Source organism: Microcoleus sp. N9_B4 (assembly GCF_036701635.1).
Classification (GTDB): Bacteria; Cyanobacteriota; Cyanobacteriia; order Cyanobacteriales; family Microcoleaceae; genus Microcoleus.
The window spans coordinates 55,485-73,055 of the sequence record NZ_JAUBRC010000013.1; the positions used below are offsets into that span (position 1 = coordinate 55,485).

General features: G+C 43.8%; 16 protein-coding genes. 7 read left to right on the plus strand and 9 right to left on the minus strand.

Annotated features, from left to right (window positions below; translation table 11 throughout):
• Window position 1: 1 nt before the first annotated feature.
• Window positions 2–1,621: an NAD(P)/FAD-dependent oxidoreductase gene (locus QUA43_RS11200; protein WP_333373870.1), complete on the plus strand. Its 1,620-nt coding sequence runs from the start codon at window positions 2–4 to the stop codon at window positions 1,619–1,621.
• Window positions 1,622–1,628: 7 nt separating this feature from the next.
• Here QUA43_RS11200 and QUA43_RS11205 read toward each other — a convergent pair whose 3' ends face one another.
• From QUA43_RS11205 to QUA43_RS11215, 3 genes are read right to left on the minus strand one after another with little or no spacing between them, the layout of a single operon-like run.
• Complete coding sequence (locus QUA43_RS11205) at window positions 1,629–1,967, minus strand: XisI protein (protein WP_333373871.1); 339 nt, start codon at window positions 1,965–1,967, stop codon at window positions 1,629–1,631.
• Window positions 1,955–2,371 (minus strand): XisH family protein, encoded by a 417-nt coding sequence (locus QUA43_RS11210; RefSeq protein WP_333142927.1) that lies wholly within the window; start codon window positions 2,369–2,371, stop codon window positions 1,955–1,957. The genes QUA43_RS11205 and QUA43_RS11210 overlap by 13 nt, the downstream gene beginning before the upstream one ends.
• A gap of 2 nt (window positions 2,372–2,373) precedes the next feature.
• A complete protein-coding gene (locus tag QUA43_RS11215) occupies window positions 2,374–2,925 on the minus strand; it encodes an acireductone dioxygenase (protein WP_333373967.1) in 552 nt (183 codons plus the stop codon).
• 225 nt (window positions 2,926–3,150) lie between these two features.
• On the opposite strand from QUA43_RS11215, the gene QUA43_RS11220 reads away from it, so the two are divergent.
• The 4 genes from QUA43_RS11220 to QUA43_RS11235 all read left to right on the plus strand — a co-directional run bounded on the left by QUA43_RS11220 (window position 3,151) and on the right by QUA43_RS11235 (window position 8,034).
• Window positions 3,151–4,116: a M48 family metallopeptidase gene (locus QUA43_RS11220; protein ID WP_333373873.1), complete on the plus strand. Its 966-nt coding sequence runs from the start codon at window positions 3,151–3,153 to the stop codon at window positions 4,114–4,116.
• 316 nt (window positions 4,117–4,432) lie between these two features.
• The gene (locus QUA43_RS11225) at window positions 4,433–4,858 is read left to right on the plus strand and encodes a DUF4359 domain-containing protein (RefSeq protein WP_333373874.1); all 426 of its coding nucleotides are present in this window, start codon (window positions 4,433–4,435) and stop codon (window positions 4,856–4,858) included.
• Between the two features lie 233 nt (window positions 4,859–5,091).
• Window positions 5,092–5,652, plus strand: a complete 561-nt coding sequence (locus QUA43_RS11230; protein WP_333373876.1) for a TerD family protein — start codon at window positions 5,092–5,094, stop codon at window positions 5,650–5,652.
• Between the two features lie 408 nt (window positions 5,653–6,060).
• Window positions 6,061–8,034: a TerD family protein gene (locus QUA43_RS11235; protein ID WP_333373878.1), complete on the plus strand. Its 1,974-nt coding sequence runs from the start codon at window positions 6,061–6,063 to the stop codon at window positions 8,032–8,034.
• 73 nt (window positions 8,035–8,107) lie between these two features.
• Here QUA43_RS11235 and hpsP read toward each other — a convergent pair whose 3' ends face one another.
• Window positions 8,108–9,328, minus strand: coding sequence for a hormogonium polysaccharide biosynthesis glycosyltransferase HpsP (gene hpsP / locus QUA43_RS11240; RefSeq protein ID WP_333373880.1), 1,221 nt, complete (start codon window positions 9,326–9,328; stop codon window positions 8,108–8,110).
• 159 nt (window positions 9,329–9,487) lie between these two features.
• Between hpsP and QUA43_RS11245 the strand changes: the two genes are divergently transcribed.
• Entirely contained in the window at window positions 9,488–9,943 is a 456-nt protein-coding gene (locus QUA43_RS11245; RefSeq protein WP_333373882.1) for an AAA family ATPase, read from the plus strand.
• Between the two features lie 61 nt (window positions 9,944–10,004).
• Window positions 10,005–10,448, plus strand: coding sequence for a transposase family protein (locus QUA43_RS11250; RefSeq protein WP_333373883.1), 444 nt, complete (start codon window positions 10,005–10,007; stop codon window positions 10,446–10,448).
• A gap of 297 nt (window positions 10,449–10,745) precedes the next feature.
• Here the strand turns inward: QUA43_RS11250 and QUA43_RS11255 are convergent, their stop codons facing one another.
• The 5 genes from QUA43_RS11255 to QUA43_RS11275 all read right to left on the minus strand — a co-directional run bounded on the left by QUA43_RS11255 (window position 10,746) and on the right by QUA43_RS11275 (window position 17,566).
• Window positions 10,746–12,407 (minus strand): diguanylate cyclase domain-containing protein, encoded by a 1,662-nt coding sequence (locus QUA43_RS11255; protein ID WP_333373885.1) that lies wholly within the window; start codon window positions 12,405–12,407, stop codon window positions 10,746–10,748.
• Window positions 12,408–12,535: 128 nt separating this feature from the next.
• Window positions 12,536–12,988 (minus strand): response regulator, encoded by a 453-nt coding sequence (locus QUA43_RS11260; protein ID WP_190658422.1) that lies wholly within the window; start codon window positions 12,986–12,988, stop codon window positions 12,536–12,538.
• A gap of 486 nt (window positions 12,989–13,474) precedes the next feature.
• Window positions 13,475–15,382, minus strand: coding sequence for a PAS domain S-box protein (locus QUA43_RS11265; protein ID WP_333373887.1), 1,908 nt, complete (start codon window positions 15,380–15,382; stop codon window positions 13,475–13,477).
• Window positions 15,383–17,323 (minus strand): response regulator, encoded by a 1,941-nt coding sequence (locus QUA43_RS11270; protein ID WP_333373889.1) that lies wholly within the window; start codon window positions 17,321–17,323, stop codon window positions 15,383–15,385.
• Between the two features lie 108 nt (window positions 17,324–17,431).
• Window positions 17,432–17,566: a hypothetical protein gene (locus tag QUA43_RS11275; RefSeq protein WP_333373890.1), complete on the minus strand. Its 135-nt coding sequence runs from the start codon at window positions 17,564–17,566 to the stop codon at window positions 17,432–17,434.
• Between the last annotated feature and the right edge of the window lie 5 nt (window positions 17,567–17,571).

The window sequence follows — 17,571 nt, forward strand, 5'->3', positions numbered from 1 at the left end:
TATGTTAAGAATAACCGAAATAAAACTCCCCCTCGATCATCCTCAAGATGCGATCGCCGATGCCCTTCTCAAAAAGCTGCAAATTCCCCCCGAAGAATTGCTCGGCTATTCCATCTTCAAGCGGAGCTACGATGCTCGTAAAAAAGCAGAAATCCTCCTTGTCTATATTGTGGATGTAGAGACGACACAGGAAAAGCAACTTCTCCAACGCTTCAAAAAAGATCCTCATGTGATGGTGACACCAGACACGAGTTATCGCTATGTAGCGCAAGCCCCCAGCAATTTGACGATTCGCCCCATTGTGATTGGTACAGGGCCTTGCGGTATGTTTGCAGGTCTGATGCTGGCACAAATGGGGTTTCGTCCCATCCTTTTAGAACGCGGAAAAGCTGTGCGCGATCGCACGGTTGATACCTTTGGATTTTGGAAGAAGAAAGCAGAATTCAACCCAGAATCTAACGCTCAGTTTGGCGAAGGTGGTGCGGGTACTTTTTCCGATGGCAAACTCTACAGCCAAGTTAAAGATCCTCAGCATTATGGGCGCAAGGTGCTGACGGAACTTGTGAATGCGGGAGCTTCACCGGAAATTTTATATATTAATAAACCGCATATTGGCACGTTCAAACTGGTGGGAATTGTCCAAAGTATTCGCGCCCAAATAGAATCATTAGGCGGAGAAATTCGGTTTCAAACTCGTGTAGAAGATATCCACATCGAAAATGGAAAAGTGCAGGGACTTACCCTGGCTAGTGGAGAATATATTGCTAGTAATTATATAGTTCTGGCGGTGGGACACAGCGCCCGCGATACTTTTGAAATGTTGTTTTCGCGCGGAGTTTACATCGAGGCTAAACCTTTTTCTATTGGTTTTCGGGTGGAACATCCCCAAACTATTATCGATCGCTGTCGTTTTGGCGATCGGGCGGGCCATAAGCTTTTGGGGGCCGCCGATTACAAACTGGTTCACCATTGCCAAAACGGCCGTTCTGTATATAGTTTCTGTATGTGTCCCGGTGGTTTGGTAGTGGCGGCTGCGTCAGAACCGGGGCGACTTGTCACTAATGGGATGAGTCAATATTCTCGCAATGAACGCAATGCTAACAGCGGGATTGTGGTGGGTATCACGCCGGAGGATTATCCCGGTCATCCCTTAGCAGGAATTGAGTTTCAACGTCGCCTAGAAGAACGGGCATTTGAGTTAGGTGGTGGCACTTACAACGCCCCTGGGCAGCTTGTGGGGGATTTTTTGGCAAATCGCCCTTCCACGGCGCTAGGCGCTGTGCAGCCGTCTTATACGCCGGGAGTTGTGATGACTGATTTGAGCGAAAGTTTGCCAGATTATGCGATCGCAGCTATCCGCGAAGCACTTCCGGCTTTTGACAAACAGATTAAAGGATTTGCGATGGATGATGCGGTTTTGACTGGTGTGGAAACGCGCACTTCTTCACCAATTCGGATTAAACGCAAGGAAGATTATCAAAGTTTGAATACAGAAGGTCTTTATCCTGCTGGGGAAGGTGCAGGATATGCGGGTGGTATTCTGTCGGCGGGGATTGATGGGATTAAGGTGGCGGAGGCGGTTGCTTTGAGTATTTTGCAATCTTCAAACCACAAAGTTTGAGGCTGGATCAACCAACTGCAAATTCGGTGTATTGTCGGACATGAGGTGCATGATAGGCTAGCACAATTTCCTGGGTTGGCACACCTCGGGCTACTAACTGATCGGCGATCGCTTCTTCAGTCCCGTCATGCTGCACCCAAATTTTCCCATCTTTAATATCTACATGAATCACGCAGCCATAAATCCGAGTGCTACCGTTTTTCCAACCCACATTTACAAGTTGATAGCGATCGCTTACCTGATCGAAAATCGTCTCGCTGGAAACTGGATCGCTAGGCGATCGTCGCTGGGCTCGCTCAGTTAGCAACTCCTGAATATATTGACGATACAAACTTACTTTATCCATTGAGAAATCTCCTCTTTTTCGGTATCGTAAACTAAAAGCGGAATTTGATTGCGTTCAATCACCCTTTGAATAAATGAGTATTTGAAAAATCTTTTGTAAATATCTAATGGAATTGCCAAGTAAAGAGTTCTATCGGGATCGTCATCTTCTAATGCAATCCGATAGTTAATAAATTGTCCCACTGCGGTATGAAATTCTGAAATCGTCGAGGGTGCCAAAAACGTTTTGATTTCAACCGCAATTTTTTCATTATCCTTTGTCGCTGCTAATAACTGTTCTGCACCCAGATCGATATAAAAATCAACAAATCCCAGATCGATATGATAAGGATCATGAGTAATTGTCCAATCCTGATTTTGGAGGGCAGTCTTGACGAGTTCATGAAACTTATCTTTAGCTGGCATATTTAAACGATGGCTAAGCCCGATCGAATTTCCGTATCGGTATACTCCGGCGTCCAGCCTTCTTGGGTAGTAAAATAGCGCACCGCTTTAATTTTCCGGGCTGCTGTCAAATAAAACCAGTGTTCTGTATTCGCCGGCACGTTGATAAATTCTTCCGGCTGCACTGTGAGTTCGACTTGGCTGCCGTCGGGCCGCACGAAGCCGAAAATGCCCTCGCCTGCTACGATATAGCGGACTTCATCATCGGCGTGGATGTGGCACTTGTTGAATTTGGACAGCATGGTGTCGATGTTGGGAATGTCTGGGTGCAGTACGATTAAGTCGCGCGATTGATAGCCTGCCGTTTCCTTGAGTTGTTGAAAGTAGCCGTCGAGGGCTTGCAGCACTTGCTCTTTTTGATTGTCGTCTAGAGCATCTTTAGCTAACAAATTTTGAATTTCAGCGCTGTCACCCACGGGCCAGCGGTTGAGTTGAATGTTTAAGGAAGCGAGTTCTCGGGTAATGTCGCTTTGTTGAGTGTAGGTTGTACCGTTTTCGAGTCGCAGGATAGCCATTTTTGCACGTTCCAATTTTTGGGTGAGGCGATACACAGGCACTGTGAAAGATGTTTGTCGATCGCGCCTGTACCAGAACCACAATTTTAACGCTAATTTGAACAAGCTTTTCGGCCTGTTCCACAACAGTTGAATATTTGTCGCGATAATATTATAAGTCAGGCGCCAGCTAGCACCAGCAGCGATGGCATTACTGATATCTTAAATGTAACTTTTGCAACAACTATGCCTACTTATACTGGAATTTCTAGCGAAGCATTTCAGCATCCCCTCGATCGCCAAGCCGAGGCAGCATTGCGGAGCGTACCTGGATTTGACTTAATTGCCAGCAAATTTGTAGAATTTGTCTACGAACGACCGCAATTCGTTTACTTAATGGGAAATAGCATTCAAGTCGGGCCGCGCCAGTATGCCAGCATTTATCACATATTTCGGGAGTGTGTGCAGGATTTAGATGTTTTTCCAGAACCGGGTTTGTTTGTTTCTCAAAATCCCGCCGTTAACAGCTACGCCCTAGGAAAAAACCAGCCTTATATAGTGTTAAATACGGGTCTTTTAGACTTATTGGACGAGGCAGAAATCAAGGCAGTGCTAGCTCACGAGTTGGGACACATAAAATGCGGTCATCCAATTTTAAATCAAATGGCGATGTGGGCGATGAGCGTCGCATCGACCATTGGCGAGATGACTTTCGGGCTGGGAAATATGGTCGGAAGCGGTTTAATTTACGCTTTTTATGAGTGGCGGCGCAAGGCGGAATTATCCGCAGACCGGGCGGCTTTGTTGGTAACGGATGACTTGAACAGTGTGATGAAGACGATGATGAAACTTGCGGGAGTTAGCAGTAAATATGCTGACCAATGCAGTTTGCAAGAATTTATCCGCCAGTCTGACAACTATCAAGAGCTCGATCGCGACAATCTCAACCAAGTGTATAAATTTTTACTGTACAACGGCGGTCAAGGCGTGATGCTGAGTCACCCTTTCCCGGTGGAACGCCTGCGGTATTTGCGAGATTGGGCCGCTTCGGAGGAATACCGCCAAATCAAGCTGGGAAACTACAAGCGGGCTGTAGCTGAGGGTGCGGTTGATGTGAAATCCCAAGCGCCTAACAGTGAGACGGAGGCTTTGCGCCGTCAGATTGAAGAGTTGCAGCGGGAGATCGATCGGCAAAAATCAAAGCGAAACTAAGTTTCCTCGTCCCCAGGCAGAGCCTGGGGATGCAGATCCAGAGGCTCTGCCTCTTCCAAAGCGAGGATTAGCGAGGCAGAGCCTCTGGATCTCGGTTCCCAGGCACAGCCTAGGAACCAGCTAAAACCAGCTAAATGTTTTGTTGAAGATTTACCGGATTTGAGGGAGGGAGAAACGTAAAAGGAAGGTAAACCAGTGAGAGACTTACTCGCAACTGGCCTCCAATCTAAAAACTGTCCCCTCCTTTCGGAAATCTGTTTCTGAGGAGGTGTAGTTTAAATCAAGAGAAGCTTATAAATCAACGGGGCTAAAAAAAATGATTATTGATAACGCAATGAATACTAAGAAGTCAACTTCTAATTTTTTCGGCAATGTGGGAAAAGTCGCGATCGCCCTGACTCTTCTGGCCGCCGGCATGGCATTTACAAATCCTGGGAGAGCTCAATACCTAACTTATGCTTCCGGCGTACTCCAAACCGAGTTGGAAAGCACTGTGTGCAAAGATTCTCGCGTGCCGAAAGCTTTGGGCGGCATTACAGATACTTTGATCGGCAGTTGCAAGAATTTGCTGACTTCGCAGCGGGGCACGATCGAAAGCTTGCTCGACAATACAACGCAGCGTCAAAATTTAGGTGTTGTCAGCATTTACACAACTGAATTAGGTAAAAAAAGCTATCAAACGGTTGGAGCTTTTGGTAATTTTGTGACGCTGCCTCCTAGTTCTGAAAATGCTCAAAACTAGAGTAAAATTAAGTTCAATAGTAGAAACCGGGTTTTGTAGAAAGCCCGGTTTTTGCTTAGGTAATTCTCTCTGAGTAAATTTCAATAAATTCGGATACAGGCAGCACATATTTTTAATCAAGCCCGCTATTAAAGGCAAAATATTAAGTTTTATTAAAGAAGAAAAGTTATTGTCCCACTTAATATTAACATGAGCCGTATAAAGTTTTAGGTTTAACAAATAAGCAGATGGCAATGCAATTAAGTAAGGGTGAGAGATTTAATATCTCTAAAGAAGCGCCCGGTATAAAAAAAATGGCGATCGCCCTCGGTTGGCAGGTGACAGAGGCAGGGCAAAGCTACGAGATTGATGTCTCTGCGTTTATGTTAGGTGCTGACGGCAAAATACCTAACGATAAATATTTGATCTTTTACAATAATTTGCAATCCTTTGACAATTCGGTACTGCAAGTGATTCGGGATAAAAACAACCGAAATCAAGAGAATAAAACTATTTACGGCGTTATCTTAGAAAGAGTTAATCCTGAGATTGAGGAAATAACTTTTGTTGTGACTATTCACGAAGCAGATAAAATTAATGCAAATTTTAGCAATATCAAAAATGCTTTTATCAAAATTATCAATTTGGATACAGGAAGCGAACTTGTTCGGTATGAATTAAAAGAGAATTTTTCGCGAGAGACTGCTGTAGAATTTGGTCGTTTGTATAGAAAGAATGGAGAGTGGAGGTTTCAGGCGGTAGGAGCAGGATATCAGGCAGGATTGCAGAGTTTTGTTGATAAGTATTGCAGCTAAAACAGTAATAATATTGCTCCAATTACTAACGAGTTGGCAGCGGCAACAGCCGATGATTTGCAGTTGCCGGCTGGGGAGTTGGAGGTGGAGTCAGAACCGGCAGCGGAAAAGTCTCGTCTGGAGCTTTTGGTAAATTTATTACCTTGTTACCTAGTTCTGAAAATGCTCCAAACTAATGTCAAATTAAGTTCAATTGTAGAAACCGCTTGGAGCAGAAAGCCCGGTTTTTACTTAGGTAATTCTCTCTAAGTAAATCTCAATAAATTCAGATACAGGCAGCAGATATTTTTAATCACGCCCGCGATTAGAAAAACTCTGTTAAATTTCATTAATTAAAGAACTTATTGTGCCACTTAACATTAAGATTAGGAGTATAAAATTTTAGGTTTAACAAATAAGCAGATGGCAATGCAATTAAGTAAGGGTGAGAGATTTAATATCTCTAAAGAAGCGCCCGGTATAAAAAAAATGGCGATCGCCCTCGGTTGGCAGGTGACAGAGGCAGGACAAAGCTACGAGATTGATGTCTCTGCCTTTATGCTAGGTGCTGACGGCAAACTACCTAACGATAAATATTTTATTTTTTACAATAATCTGCAATCCTTTGACAGTTCGGTACTGCAATCGATTCCTGAGAAAAACAACAGAGGTCAAGAGAATAAGAGTATTTACGGCGTTATTTTAGAGAAAATCAATCCTGAAATTGAGGAAATAACTTTTGCCGTCACTATTCACGAAGCAGATAAAATCAAGGCAAATTTTAGCAATATCAAAAATGCTTTTATCAAAATTACTAATTTGGATACGGGAAGCGAACTGGTTCGCTATGAATTAAAAGAGAATTTTTCCCGAGAGACTGGTGTAGAATTTGGTCGTTTGTATAGAAAGAATGGAGAGTGGAGATTTCAGGCAGTAGGAGAAGGATATCAAGCAGGATTGCAGAGTTTGGTTGACAAGTATTACAGCGGAAATAGCAATAATATTTCTCCAATTACTCACGAGTTGGCAGCGGGAACAGCAGCAGATGATTTGCAGTTGCCTGCTTGGGATTTGGAGGTGGATTCAGAACCGGAAGCGGAACAGTCTCGTCAGACTCCAAGGGTACAGCCATCACGAATTAACAATCAAGTTAATAACTCGCGAAGCCGCAAAATACCCGCAGCTTTATTAGCAGGTTTAGGGGTTTTGGTGTTGGGGACAGGTGTAGGGACGATCGCCTTTATGCGATCGGGAAATGAAACGCTGAAGCAAGCGAAAATACTGGCAGTTGAAACGCAGAATGCAGGGAAAGCCACCGATGTAAATCTGCTCAGAAGTTTGGATAAACGACTTAAAGAAACGATCGCCAATTTAGAGAAAATTCCTAACTTCCCCGGCTTTGGGTATCAGCAAGCTAGAGCAGATTTAGTTAAGCTGCGCCCGAGTTTGGTTCCTGTACAGCAAAACTTACAGGCGGCAGAAAGTCTAGCAACGGCTCAAAAATTGGCGATGGAAGCTGCTGTGGTTGTGCAAAAGCCGCCTCATCCTATAGAAGTTTGGCAGCAGTCGCAAAGTAAATGGCAAGAGGCGATCGCACTTTTAGAAGCGATCGATTCACGTACTCCTGTTTATAATCTAGCTCAAAATAAGTTATCTAATTACCGAGCCAATCGCGCTGTGATCGGTCAAAGAGTTGCGATCGCTCAAAAAGCTGCAAATTTCAGCAACCAAGGTTCTTTGAAAGTTCAAAAGGGAGATGTTCCGGGGGCGATCGCCAATTTTACTCAGGCTTTAGCGCTGAATCCCAACATACCTCAAGCTTACCTCGGATTGGGAATTGCTACTGCCAAACAGGGAAACAAGCAGCAGGCAATTTACAATTACGATCGAGCGCTGCAATTTAATCCTAACTTGGCAGAAGCTTATTTCGGTCGCGGTCAAGCATACTATGAATTGGGAAACAAGCAAAAGGCGATCGGGGATTATGAACAAGCTATCCGCGTTAATCCTAATTATGGTTTGGCTTATTTGGAACGAGGTGCTATTCGCTGTATGTTGGGAACAAAATCGCAAGCAGTAGCAGACTTTGAACAAGCTGGAGAACTTTTCTCAAAGCAGGGAGACGGAAATAATTACAAATTAGCACAAAGCTTTATTAATGATTGTCAAGAACCGATTGCAGAGGCTGCAATCTGCGATTATCGCAGGAACATAGACTCCTTCGGCAGACCCTGCGGTCGATCTCTTAATGTTCCGATTATAATTAGAAGAAAATCCGCGACTGCTACCTCAAACTCTGACTCTACTAATATTAAAAGCAATAGCAGCGTTGAAAAAATCTCGCCTGAAAATTCAGATAGCAGCAGCACAAGAACTCGCAGCAGGAGAAGAAGTAAAAGGTAAACCTCAGTCGCATTACTTAATATAGCAACCGCCAAGACGGTTAGGACGTTGTTAATGGCTGAAACGATAGATTTTATTGCTTCTTCCTTCTTCCTTCTTCCTTCTTCCTTCTTCCTTCTGCTATAGATGACAAAATCTGCTGGTAAGCATCGATGGTTTGCTGGGCGATCGCCTCCCAGTTATAATGCTTTCTTGCATACTCTTGGCCGTTCAATCCCCGGCGTTGACGTTCCTGTGGATTCAGAAGTGCTGATTTGATTGAATGGGCGATCGCCCCTACTTCTAAAGGCCCCACCCAACCGGCTTCTGCTTGCTGTATGTCTTCCGCAATATGTATGCGATCGGAAATGGCGACAGGTACACCAGCGGCCATTGCTTCTGCTACAGCAATGCCAAAGTTTTCGTAATAAGAAGGCAATACAAATAAGTCGGCTTTTCTCAATAGTGCAACTTTTGAATCACCACTCATAAAGCCAGTGATTGTTGTAGATTGTCCTAAATTGGAATTTTGGATTTTTTCTTTAATTTTTGTTTCATAACCTGCATCTTGCGGATTAGAACCTGCTAAAATAAAGTGAAAATTTATGCCTTCTGCCAAAAGACTTTCCAGTGCAGGAATTAGCAAATCTAACCCTTTTTTCGGTTCAATCCGCGACATAAATAATATTATTGGTATTTCAGAATCCGGCAATATATCAGAATAAAAATCTGCCCTCACCCCCAATGGAATCACCAAATCCTGTGGCACAGGCATCTTGCCTGTGCTACCCAAACCAAATCTTTCTGAGATTTTAGCTTCTTCTTTACTTGTGAAATGAATTGCAGCAGCACCTGCTAAATTAGGGCGTTCTAAAAGCGTGGCATAAATCTGTTTCAAGCGCTTTTTTTTCTGCAAATCAGCGGGGTCAAGCATACCGCATGGACGCATAATATATGGCAAGTTATGATATCTAGCAATTGTGGCGGCAAAGGTAGTTACCGGTGAGAAAAGAGCGTGAATGTGGGCGAGGTCAAATTGTTGTGCATTTGCATTCAACCACTGCAATAACGAGAGAGAAAACTTATATCTACGAAACGGAGAACAGCGGAAATAAATAATCTGATAGCCGTTTTGTTGTATTGATTTATTCAGAGGAACATCTAAGGGAATTTGACCGATATCTCCGTTAGAATCTGTGGTGATAATCGTCACATCAATGTTTTTGGCCGCGAGTGCCGCAGAAAGTCCGAGTACCATTTGACTCGGCCCGCCGTAGACGAGGGAAATTGAGGGGATAATTTGGAGAATTCGCATGGTTAGCACTTGGTGTTAGCTGAGGTAGCTGGTTGTGTTATCATAGAACGAATTGCAAAATTTGCACGTTATACTAATTTAGGCGATCGGAGGCAAGTTATGCTGATTGGATTCAGTGTGGGCAACTACAAATCTTTTAAATAAACTGTCACCCTCAGCATGGTAGCTTCGTCAATTACGGAGGAAGACCAAGAGCGGGACGAAAATAATGTATTCCCAATTAATGATAAGTTAAGCTTACTCAAAAGTGCTGCTATTTATGGAGCTAATGCACGCGGCAAAAGCAATCTTATCGCTGCTATTAACTTTATGAAATGGTTTGTCCTCAACTCATCCAAAGAAACACAAGTTTCAGAGGCGATCGATATTGAAGCATTCCGGCTAAGTACGGAGACAGAAAAAGAGCCGTCTTTCTTTGAAATCGTTTTTCTACTAGAAGATAAAACTTTTAGGTACGGTTTTGAGGTGAATGCGCGGGAAGTTGTTTGTGAGTGGCTATTTCAAGCTGATGACAGTGAAGAAAAAATGCTTTTTGAACGGGATTTTAATAATTATATATTAGAAGATTTCCCAGAGGGACAAGGCAGGGTAAGCGCACCTCAGAAAGTAGCTTAAGATACAGATTATTAGAATAATTTGTGCAAAACAAGATCTGAGTATATTTGGGTGTTCGCTTATGTCCACAGATATTGCTTCTCCTAAGCCCACTATTGATTCCTCAGATTCAGATGTTACCAGTCTGGCTCAAAGCCTTCATGATTGTTTTTCGTTAATTCAAGATCATCGTTCTACCAGAACTCTGTTACATCAACTTTCTGATATCCTCACAATCGCAGTTTTAGCAGTTATTGCTGGCGGTAAGGGCTGGGAGGATATGGCACTCTATGGCTTGAGTAAATACGATTGGTTGTCAACATTTCTGCCTCTACCTAATGGTATTCCTAGCCCTGATACTTTTCGTCGTGTTTTTGAGAAAATTCGTCCCGACGAATTCGAGCAATTTTGGAACTATGCGTGCAATTCATATTGGATGATTTGGTTCCTCAATTTATTGCTATTGATGGTAAAGAAACCCGGGGTTCCTATGACCGTGAAGCTGGTACTAAATCACTACATTTGAGGCTGGACGGCCTGTTCCACAAAGAGTGAATTTTCTTGTGGAACAGGCCGTCCAGCCTGTGCCTAAACAAGTAATTGAGAATGGTGCAACATCTCAGTAATATCAAGTACCGTAGCATCGGAATTATACCCTGCCACCGAGCATTATCCTTGCTCCGGGTCACTCGATCGCATCCCGCTGGCAGTGCAATCAGAAAATTATTATTCTGATGCAAAGGTCAACAATATTAGTTATGAATTGTGAGTTGCGAGTTAAAAATCAAACACGATCTTACAAATTACCAATTACCTTCAAATTTTACATAAAAATCGGGGAAGATTCCGAGTTACTGCTGGCGTGACAAATGCGATTTTTGCCTTCGGTTTTGGCTTGATAAAGGGCGCTGTCAGCGCTGCGAATTAGGGTGTTGGGAGATTCCTGGGCAGAAGGAATCGCTGTCGCAATGCCGCAACTGAGGGTAACGTAGGGACCGATCGACGATCGCGCGTGGGGCAGTTTCAAGCTGGCGATGCCGTCGCAAATTTTCCGGGCGACAGCGTTTGCCCCTTCGGCGCTAGTGTTGGGCAGCACTAGGGCAAATTCCTCGCCACCGTAGCGGGCAGTCAAATCCCCAGCCCGGTTGGTGGATCTGGCGATCGCCCCCGCAACTTGGCGCAAACAATCGTCCCCGCCCAGGTGCCCATAAAAGTCGTTGTAAAGTTTAAAAAAGTCGATGTCAAACATAATTAAAGACAGCGGCAGTTCCTCTCTTGCCAATCTGCGCCACTCTAAGCTCAAAACGCGATCGAACTGGCGGCGATTGGCAATGCCAGTCAGTCCGTCAGTAGTGGCCAGTTGCTGCAATTTTTCATTGGCTATTGCTAGCTTGCGATAAAGTTGAGATTGTTCGATCGCGATTGCCACTTGATTTGCCAAGTGCTGTAAAAAATCTATTTCCCACTGCTGCCATTCCCTAACACCGCTGCAATTGTATGCTGTCAGCATTCCCCACAAATTATTGCCATTTTCTGCGATCGAATTCTGCCAACTTTTCCCATGCCCATGCGGTTTGCAACTCGCCTGCTGCCACATATAATTTTCGGCTGCATCTTGATTTTTTTCGGCTTCCCAACCAATGGCTTCTTGTGTTTCTTTTGCCGTTTCCCAGTCGCCCGATTGCCAAATTGGCACGCTAATAACTGCTGCAATTTCACAATCTGCCAGCAATTCTTTGCAACTGCCAGCCAAGGGGGCAGTGCTGACATCTGCTATTGCTTGTACCGACTGGGATTCGACTAAAACAAAGCATGACACCGCTAAAGCAGCACTAATATTTTGGTTTTCAATATAACCTTCTGGCAAACCGTCACCGGCGACGATCGCACCTTTTTGCTCTTCCCCGTCCAATTGAGACACCCAATCCTGACACCGATAAATTAAAACGCGGTCTGTTTGGAGAAATTGGCGCACTTCTGCAACCGTACTTTGGAGAATGCTTGCTGGATCTATTGACGATCGAATATGTTCGATCATTTTGCCCAACAGCCGCTGTCGAAGAGCCTGCTGCCGCAATTGTTCTTCGATTTGCTGGCGTTCGATCGCGTAATGGATTGCCCGCACCAGCAGAGTTCTGTGAAATCTTCCCTTTACCAAACAATCTTGAGCGCCCCAGCGCAATACCGACCGGGCCATATTTTCATCATTGATATCTGTCAGCACCACAATTGGCAATGTGGGCCATCGCCCTTTCAAAACTGCGATCGCCTCGCTTCCCATCAAGCTGTCTGACACTGACAAATCTAATAGTACGGCGTCAAACTTGTCTACTTCCAGACGCCCAACTCCTACCTCCAGAGACTTAACAGTTTGGAGAATAAATAGAGACTCGCTGAATGACCCTAGAAGGTCTTCGATCATTGTCGGATCTCCGAGGTCATCCTCAACCAACAAAATTTTCAGACATTGGTTACGTGTTAACACAACTATAGCGTTCGGAGCGCGTCGAAGGCAACTTTTTTGTTTTGAGAGCGATACTTGCGATCGGCAAATATTTCGGCTTATCAAATTCACTATACACTCAAACTAGGCATTTAGCGCTCCATTAATGCTTACATATCCGGCGGGAGTGAAACGATTTCAAACCAATACTCACATAAAGTCTTCATTACTTCAAGCAAGCCTTCAAAAGTGACTGGTTTGGATATGAAAGAATTGGCTCCCAAGCGGTAGCAAAGCAAGATATCTCCTCGGCGGTGCGAAGTTGTGAGCATTACAACCGGAATTTGTTGCAAATGGGGGTCAGATCTGATCGAAGTTAGTGTTTCGCGCCCGTCCAGCCTCGGCATATTCAGATCCAAAAGTATCAAGTCTGGCTGATGCCAATTGCTGCTAGCAAAATATTGACCACGACGGTACAAGTAGTCTAGCACTTGTTCTCCATTTTCCACAAATTCGCTCGTAATTGCTAATCGGACTTCTCGCAGTGCTTCCTCCATCAAAAAGCGCGTATCCTCGTCATCGTTTGCTATTAAAAGAGTAAATTTTTTCTTTTTATAATTCACCGCTTTGCCTCACTACGAACTTCTTTTGTGAGGTTGCGGGACTTTGAGCCGTGTCTGAGTAGCTGCAAAGCATCTCTTGCCATCATCCGGTAAATCTGGCTGAGAACACTGAAAATGTGTTGCAGCAATTTACAGTTTTTCTTGATTTGCAAAGGTTTGCGAATTATGCTTGTTTCACTTTGCAGTCTGTCCGAGAACCTACAAACTGCAAACACATCACAAATCTTGATCCGGGAACTACTAGGGAAACTACTGCATCCCAAAGCAAGATGCTCTGGATACAGTTGAAAAAAACTAACAAGTCTTGCGCGCACCGCTGATTTATAAGTTGTATAAGGATCGAGCTAATAGATTTATATTGATAGATTTTTAGCTCTATGTCATCAGTGAATATGCTACACTTAATCAGCCCATTTGTAAAGAAAATATAAAGCTCTTTAAAACTTAACTAAAGGACGCGTGACTGCTTCAGGTGGACTGCTGACTTTACTTTGGTATAGGAATAGAAAAATAAAAAGTGGAGCCTCGATTGGGTTCTGATTCTACCCAAAGGCTGCCGCCATGCCGCTCGACAATTCTTTGACAAATCGCTAAACCGATACCAGTTCCCGAATACTGTTTTTGAGTGTGCAAGCGCTGAAAAATCTGAAAAATTCGCGGATGGTATTGTGAGGCAATGCCAATACCATTATCCTGCACTGAAAACACCCAGCTATCCCCCTGACGCGAAGCGTCCACCTGCACCACCGGCGCTTCACTGCTGCGGTACTTAATGGCGTTACCAATTAAATTTTGAAACAGTTGCAGCAGTTGAAAACAGTCACCTTTTACCCGTGGCAAATCCCCCCTAGTAACTGAAGCTTGATTCTCGCGGATTGCCAACTGCAAATTAGCACAAGCATCCTCAAAAACCCGATTGCAATCTATCATCTCAAAAGGTTTCTGACTGCGACCTACCCGCGAATACTCCAGCAAGTCATCAATCAGCGCCTGCATCCGCTCGCAAGAATTAACAATATTGCGGATAAATTTATTTCCTTGGGCATCAAGTTGGTTGGAAGAGCGTTTTTCTAATAGTTGAGCGTAGCCTGCAATCGTGCTCAAAGGCGCTTGCAAATCGTGAGAAGCCACGTAAGCAAACTGTTCTAGTTCGGCATTAGAACGAGTTAATTCTTGAGCGTAGCGGGTTTGAGTGTCTAAACTCGCTTGCAGCAGTTCTTGTACCAACTTGCGTTCCGAAATATCTTCGATCGCACAAATCAAATACTGCAGCGTCCCCTTGACATCGCGCATTGCCGAAACAGTAACATTTGCCCAGCGCACAGCCTCATCTTTGCATAGCAAACGCTTTTCCACAGAAAAAGTTTGAATCTTCCCGGATAACAGTGAACGCAGGTATTCTCTGTCCACTTCTCTGTCATCTGGGTGAGTAATTGCTTCCCAATTTTGCTGTAACAATTCGGATTGTGCATAGCGGACAATTTGACAAAAGCCGGGATTTACCCGCATAAATTTACCGCAAAGCGCGGTTTTAGCTATGCCGACCGCAGCTTGCTCGAATATCGCGCGGAAGCGTTCTTCGCTGTCTCGTAGGGCAATTTCTGCTCGTTTGCGATCGGTAATGTTACGAAATGTTACTGCCAGACCATCGTTTAATTTGACCGCCACAATGTGCAGCCAAACAATTGTATCTCCCTCCTGTTCGTAATAAAATTCTTGGTCTACAGTTTCTCCTGTTTCTACTACAGAAACATACAAATCAAATAACCTTTTATTGCTAACTTGAGAAACTTTGGCTAACAAATTCTTGCCAACGATCTCATGTAATAGCAGACCATAAAATTTTTCAGCGGCCGGGTTGATCAACAGCCACTGGAAATCTACAATATTTCCCTCATTGTTGCGGACAGCAGAATAAGCCACCACACAGTCTAAGGAACTATTTAATATGCTAGCAAGCAGCGACTGTGACTGTTGCAGTTGATAATTTTGTTCTTTTAATTGCTGTTGCAGTTTTTGCAAGCGGACTTGCTTGTCGATGCGCGCTAAAACTTCTTCTACTTGAAATGGTTTAGTAATATAGTCGGCGCCTCCTACTCTAAAAGCTTGTAATTTATCGTTCATTTCATCTAATACACTTAAAAATATCACGGGAATTTGTTCGGTTTCTGGTGTCGCTTTCAGTCTCCGACAAACTTCATAACCGTTCATTTCCGGCATTCTAATGTCGAGCAAAATTAAATCTGGGCAATGGGCGATCGCAACATTCAACGCCAGTTGACCGCAAATAGCTCGGTAAACTTGATACCCCTGGGATGTTAGCAGTTTGGATAAGAACCGCAGATTGCTTGGTTGGTCATCAACCACCAATACTTTAATTTCGCTATTATCCATTTATTTTAAACTCGATTGAGTTAAATCCATTATCTTGTCGAGTCGGTAATCGGCAAGCAAATCTTTTAAAGCCTCAGCTAAAGTTGGATGACTTTCCCCGATGCGATCGACAATTTGAATCGCCAGCTCTTCATTAACATCATTAGCTGCATCGTAGAGTTCCTGCACCCAACTTTGAGGCATCTGAGCCAGCAGACCTCGGAAAAATGAATCGGGTTTTTCGCTCACACAATAACGCCGTAAAGCCCCGACAGGAAGCCGGGGCAACTCTTGATAAAGATAGCGCACTCCCAAGTAGCAAGCCATCTTATCAAAGAGGATTTGTTCTTGAAAAGGTTTTCGCACAAAATCGTCGCAACCTGCGGCGATAATTTCGCCTTTTTTTTCCTCAAAAGTGCTAGCAGTCAGAGCAATAATTACAGTTCGTCGCTGAGTTTGTTTCTCTTTAGCTCTAATTTGTCTGACAGTTTCAAAACCGTCCATTACTGGCATTCGCGTATCCAGCCAAATTAAATGAGGCTGCCAACTTTCCCAAAGTTCAACACCTTGGTGGCCATTTTCCGCTTCTCGGACTTCAAAACCAATTGGTTGCAACATTTTAACCAGCAGCAGCCGATTTTCTTGATTGTCGTCAACTGCTAAAATCCGATAAACTGGTTGGTTTGCTTCTAGTCCGATCGCCCGCTGCAATGTCGCCACTGTTATTTCAGACGAAATACCGGCAAATACTCGGATATTAAATTTAAAACTGGTTCCCTCACCTAAAACACTTTTTACCCAAATATCCCCGCCCATTATCTGCACGTATTTTTTAGTAATCGTCAAACCCAACCCCGTACCCTCAGCCGCTTTTCTCCCCGCTTGTGTTTGCACGAAAGCATCAAATAAAGTCTCAATTTCTGCTTGTGCTATGCCAATTCCCGTGTCTTCAACTTCAAACAAAATTAACAATGATTCTACCGACGTAGAGTTAGGATAAATTTCCGATTCTGCCGGCGGCGGCTGGTTGCTTTCCACGCTAACGCGCAGCCAAATATGCCCACCGTCTAGAGTAAACTTCATGGCATTTCCCAGAAGGTTAATTAAGCAGACGCGCAGCTTTTTTTCATCAGTTTTTATATATTGGGGAACATTTGCCTGGACGGAAAATCTCAGTTGCATTTTTTTTGTTTCAGCTTTGATTTGAAACATTTCTTCGAGAGTGTCGAGGAGTTGATAGAGGTCAAAGCTGCGTTGATCTAAGCCAATTATCCCTGCTTCTATTTTCGACAAGTCTAAAACATCGTTAATTAGTTCCAGCAAATGTTGACCACTGCGGTTAATAATTCGGAGATTTTCGAGATTTTCGTGGCTGAGCAAAGAGTCGCGGCTCATGACTTGGGTAAAACCCAGGATGGCGTTTAGGGGAGTCCGCAATTCGTGGCTCATGTTGGCAACGAATTGACTTTTTGCGAGCGAGGCAGCGGCCGCTGCTTCTTCGGCTTTTTTGCGTTCTATTATTTCTTCTTGCAGTTCTTTATTGCGATCGAGCAATTGTTTTTTCAGTCTCTGGATAGTCAGTTGGTGTTCGATTCGCGCTAAAACTTCTGCTACATGAAACGGTTTTGTGACATAATCTACCCCTCCCACTTGAAAGGCTGTTACTTTGTCCAATACTTCATCTAAAGCGCTGATAAAAATAACGGGAATTTCGGATGTCTTCGGATCTTCCTTAAGCTGTGTGCAGACTTCGTAGCCGTCCATTTCCGGCATTTTGATGTCGAGCAAAATCAAATCAGGAGAACCAGAACGCGCTGCTCTGATTGCCATTTTTCCGTTAATTACGCCGCGGACTTTGTAGCCCCGATCGGACAGCGTTGCTGATAAAACTTGCAAATTTTCTGGAGTATCGTCAACAATTAATATGTTGCCTTTATTTTCTTCTATTTCATTGTTGGTCATCGTTTATAGCTATTTTTGTTAATTTAATAATTGTTGAAATTATGAAAACAGTTTAAATACTCATTATAGCACTCCCTCCTCAATTAACTCCTTTTATCTTTACAGAACTTATCCTAGTTGAGATTTGAGATTAAAGAATTGGGAATAACTGATGATTACCAGGGTGTGGAGCTTGGCTACAAGTAAATTACCCGATCGCCTGCGGGCGAGTTTACAAATAGGCGATCGACCTACATCATCCATAATCC

Bases quoted from the DNA above. Each gene is read 5' to 3' on its own strand.
- QUA43_RS11200 (WP_333373870.1), top strand. From the start codon at position 2: ATGTTAAGAATAACCGAAATAAAACTCCCCCTCGATCATCCTCAAGAT.
- QUA43_RS11205 (WP_333373871.1), bottom strand. From the start codon at position 1,967: ATGGATAAAGTAAGTTTGTATCGTCAATATATTCAGGAGTTGCTAACT.
- QUA43_RS11210 (WP_333142927.1), bottom strand. From the start codon at position 2,371: ATGCCAGCTAAAGATAAGTTTCATGAACTCGTCAAGACTGCCCTCCAA.
- QUA43_RS11215 (WP_333373967.1), bottom strand. From the start codon at position 2,925: ATGGCTATCCTGCGACTCGAAAACGGTACAACCTACACTCAACAAAGC.
- QUA43_RS11220 (WP_333373873.1), top strand. From the start codon at position 3,151: ATGCCTACTTATACTGGAATTTCTAGCGAAGCATTTCAGCATCCCCTC.
- QUA43_RS11225 (WP_333373874.1), top strand. From the start codon at position 4,433: ATGATTATTGATAACGCAATGAATACTAAGAAGTCAACTTCTAATTTT.
- QUA43_RS11230 (WP_333373876.1), top strand. From the start codon at position 5,092: ATGCAATTAAGTAAGGGTGAGAGATTTAATATCTCTAAAGAAGCGCCC.
- QUA43_RS11235 (WP_333373878.1), top strand. From the start codon at position 6,061: ATGCAATTAAGTAAGGGTGAGAGATTTAATATCTCTAAAGAAGCGCCC.
- hpsP (WP_333373880.1), bottom strand. From the start codon at position 9,328: ATGCGAATTCTCCAAATTATCCCCTCAATTTCCCTCGTCTACGGCGGG.
- QUA43_RS11245 (WP_333373882.1), top strand. From the start codon at position 9,488: ATGGTAGCTTCGTCAATTACGGAGGAAGACCAAGAGCGGGACGAAAAT.
- QUA43_RS11250 (WP_333373883.1), top strand. From the start codon at position 10,005: ATGTCCACAGATATTGCTTCTCCTAAGCCCACTATTGATTCCTCAGAT.
- QUA43_RS11265 (WP_333373887.1), bottom strand. From the start codon at position 15,382: ATGGATAATAGCGAAATTAAAGTATTGGTGGTTGATGACCAACCAAGC.
- QUA43_RS11270 (WP_333373889.1), bottom strand. From the start codon at position 17,323: ATGACCAACAATGAAATAGAAGAAAATAAAGGCAACATATTAATTGTT.
- QUA43_RS11275 (WP_333373890.1), bottom strand. From the start codon at position 17,566: ATGGATGATGTAGGTCGATCGCCTATTTGTAAACTCGCCCGCAGGCGA.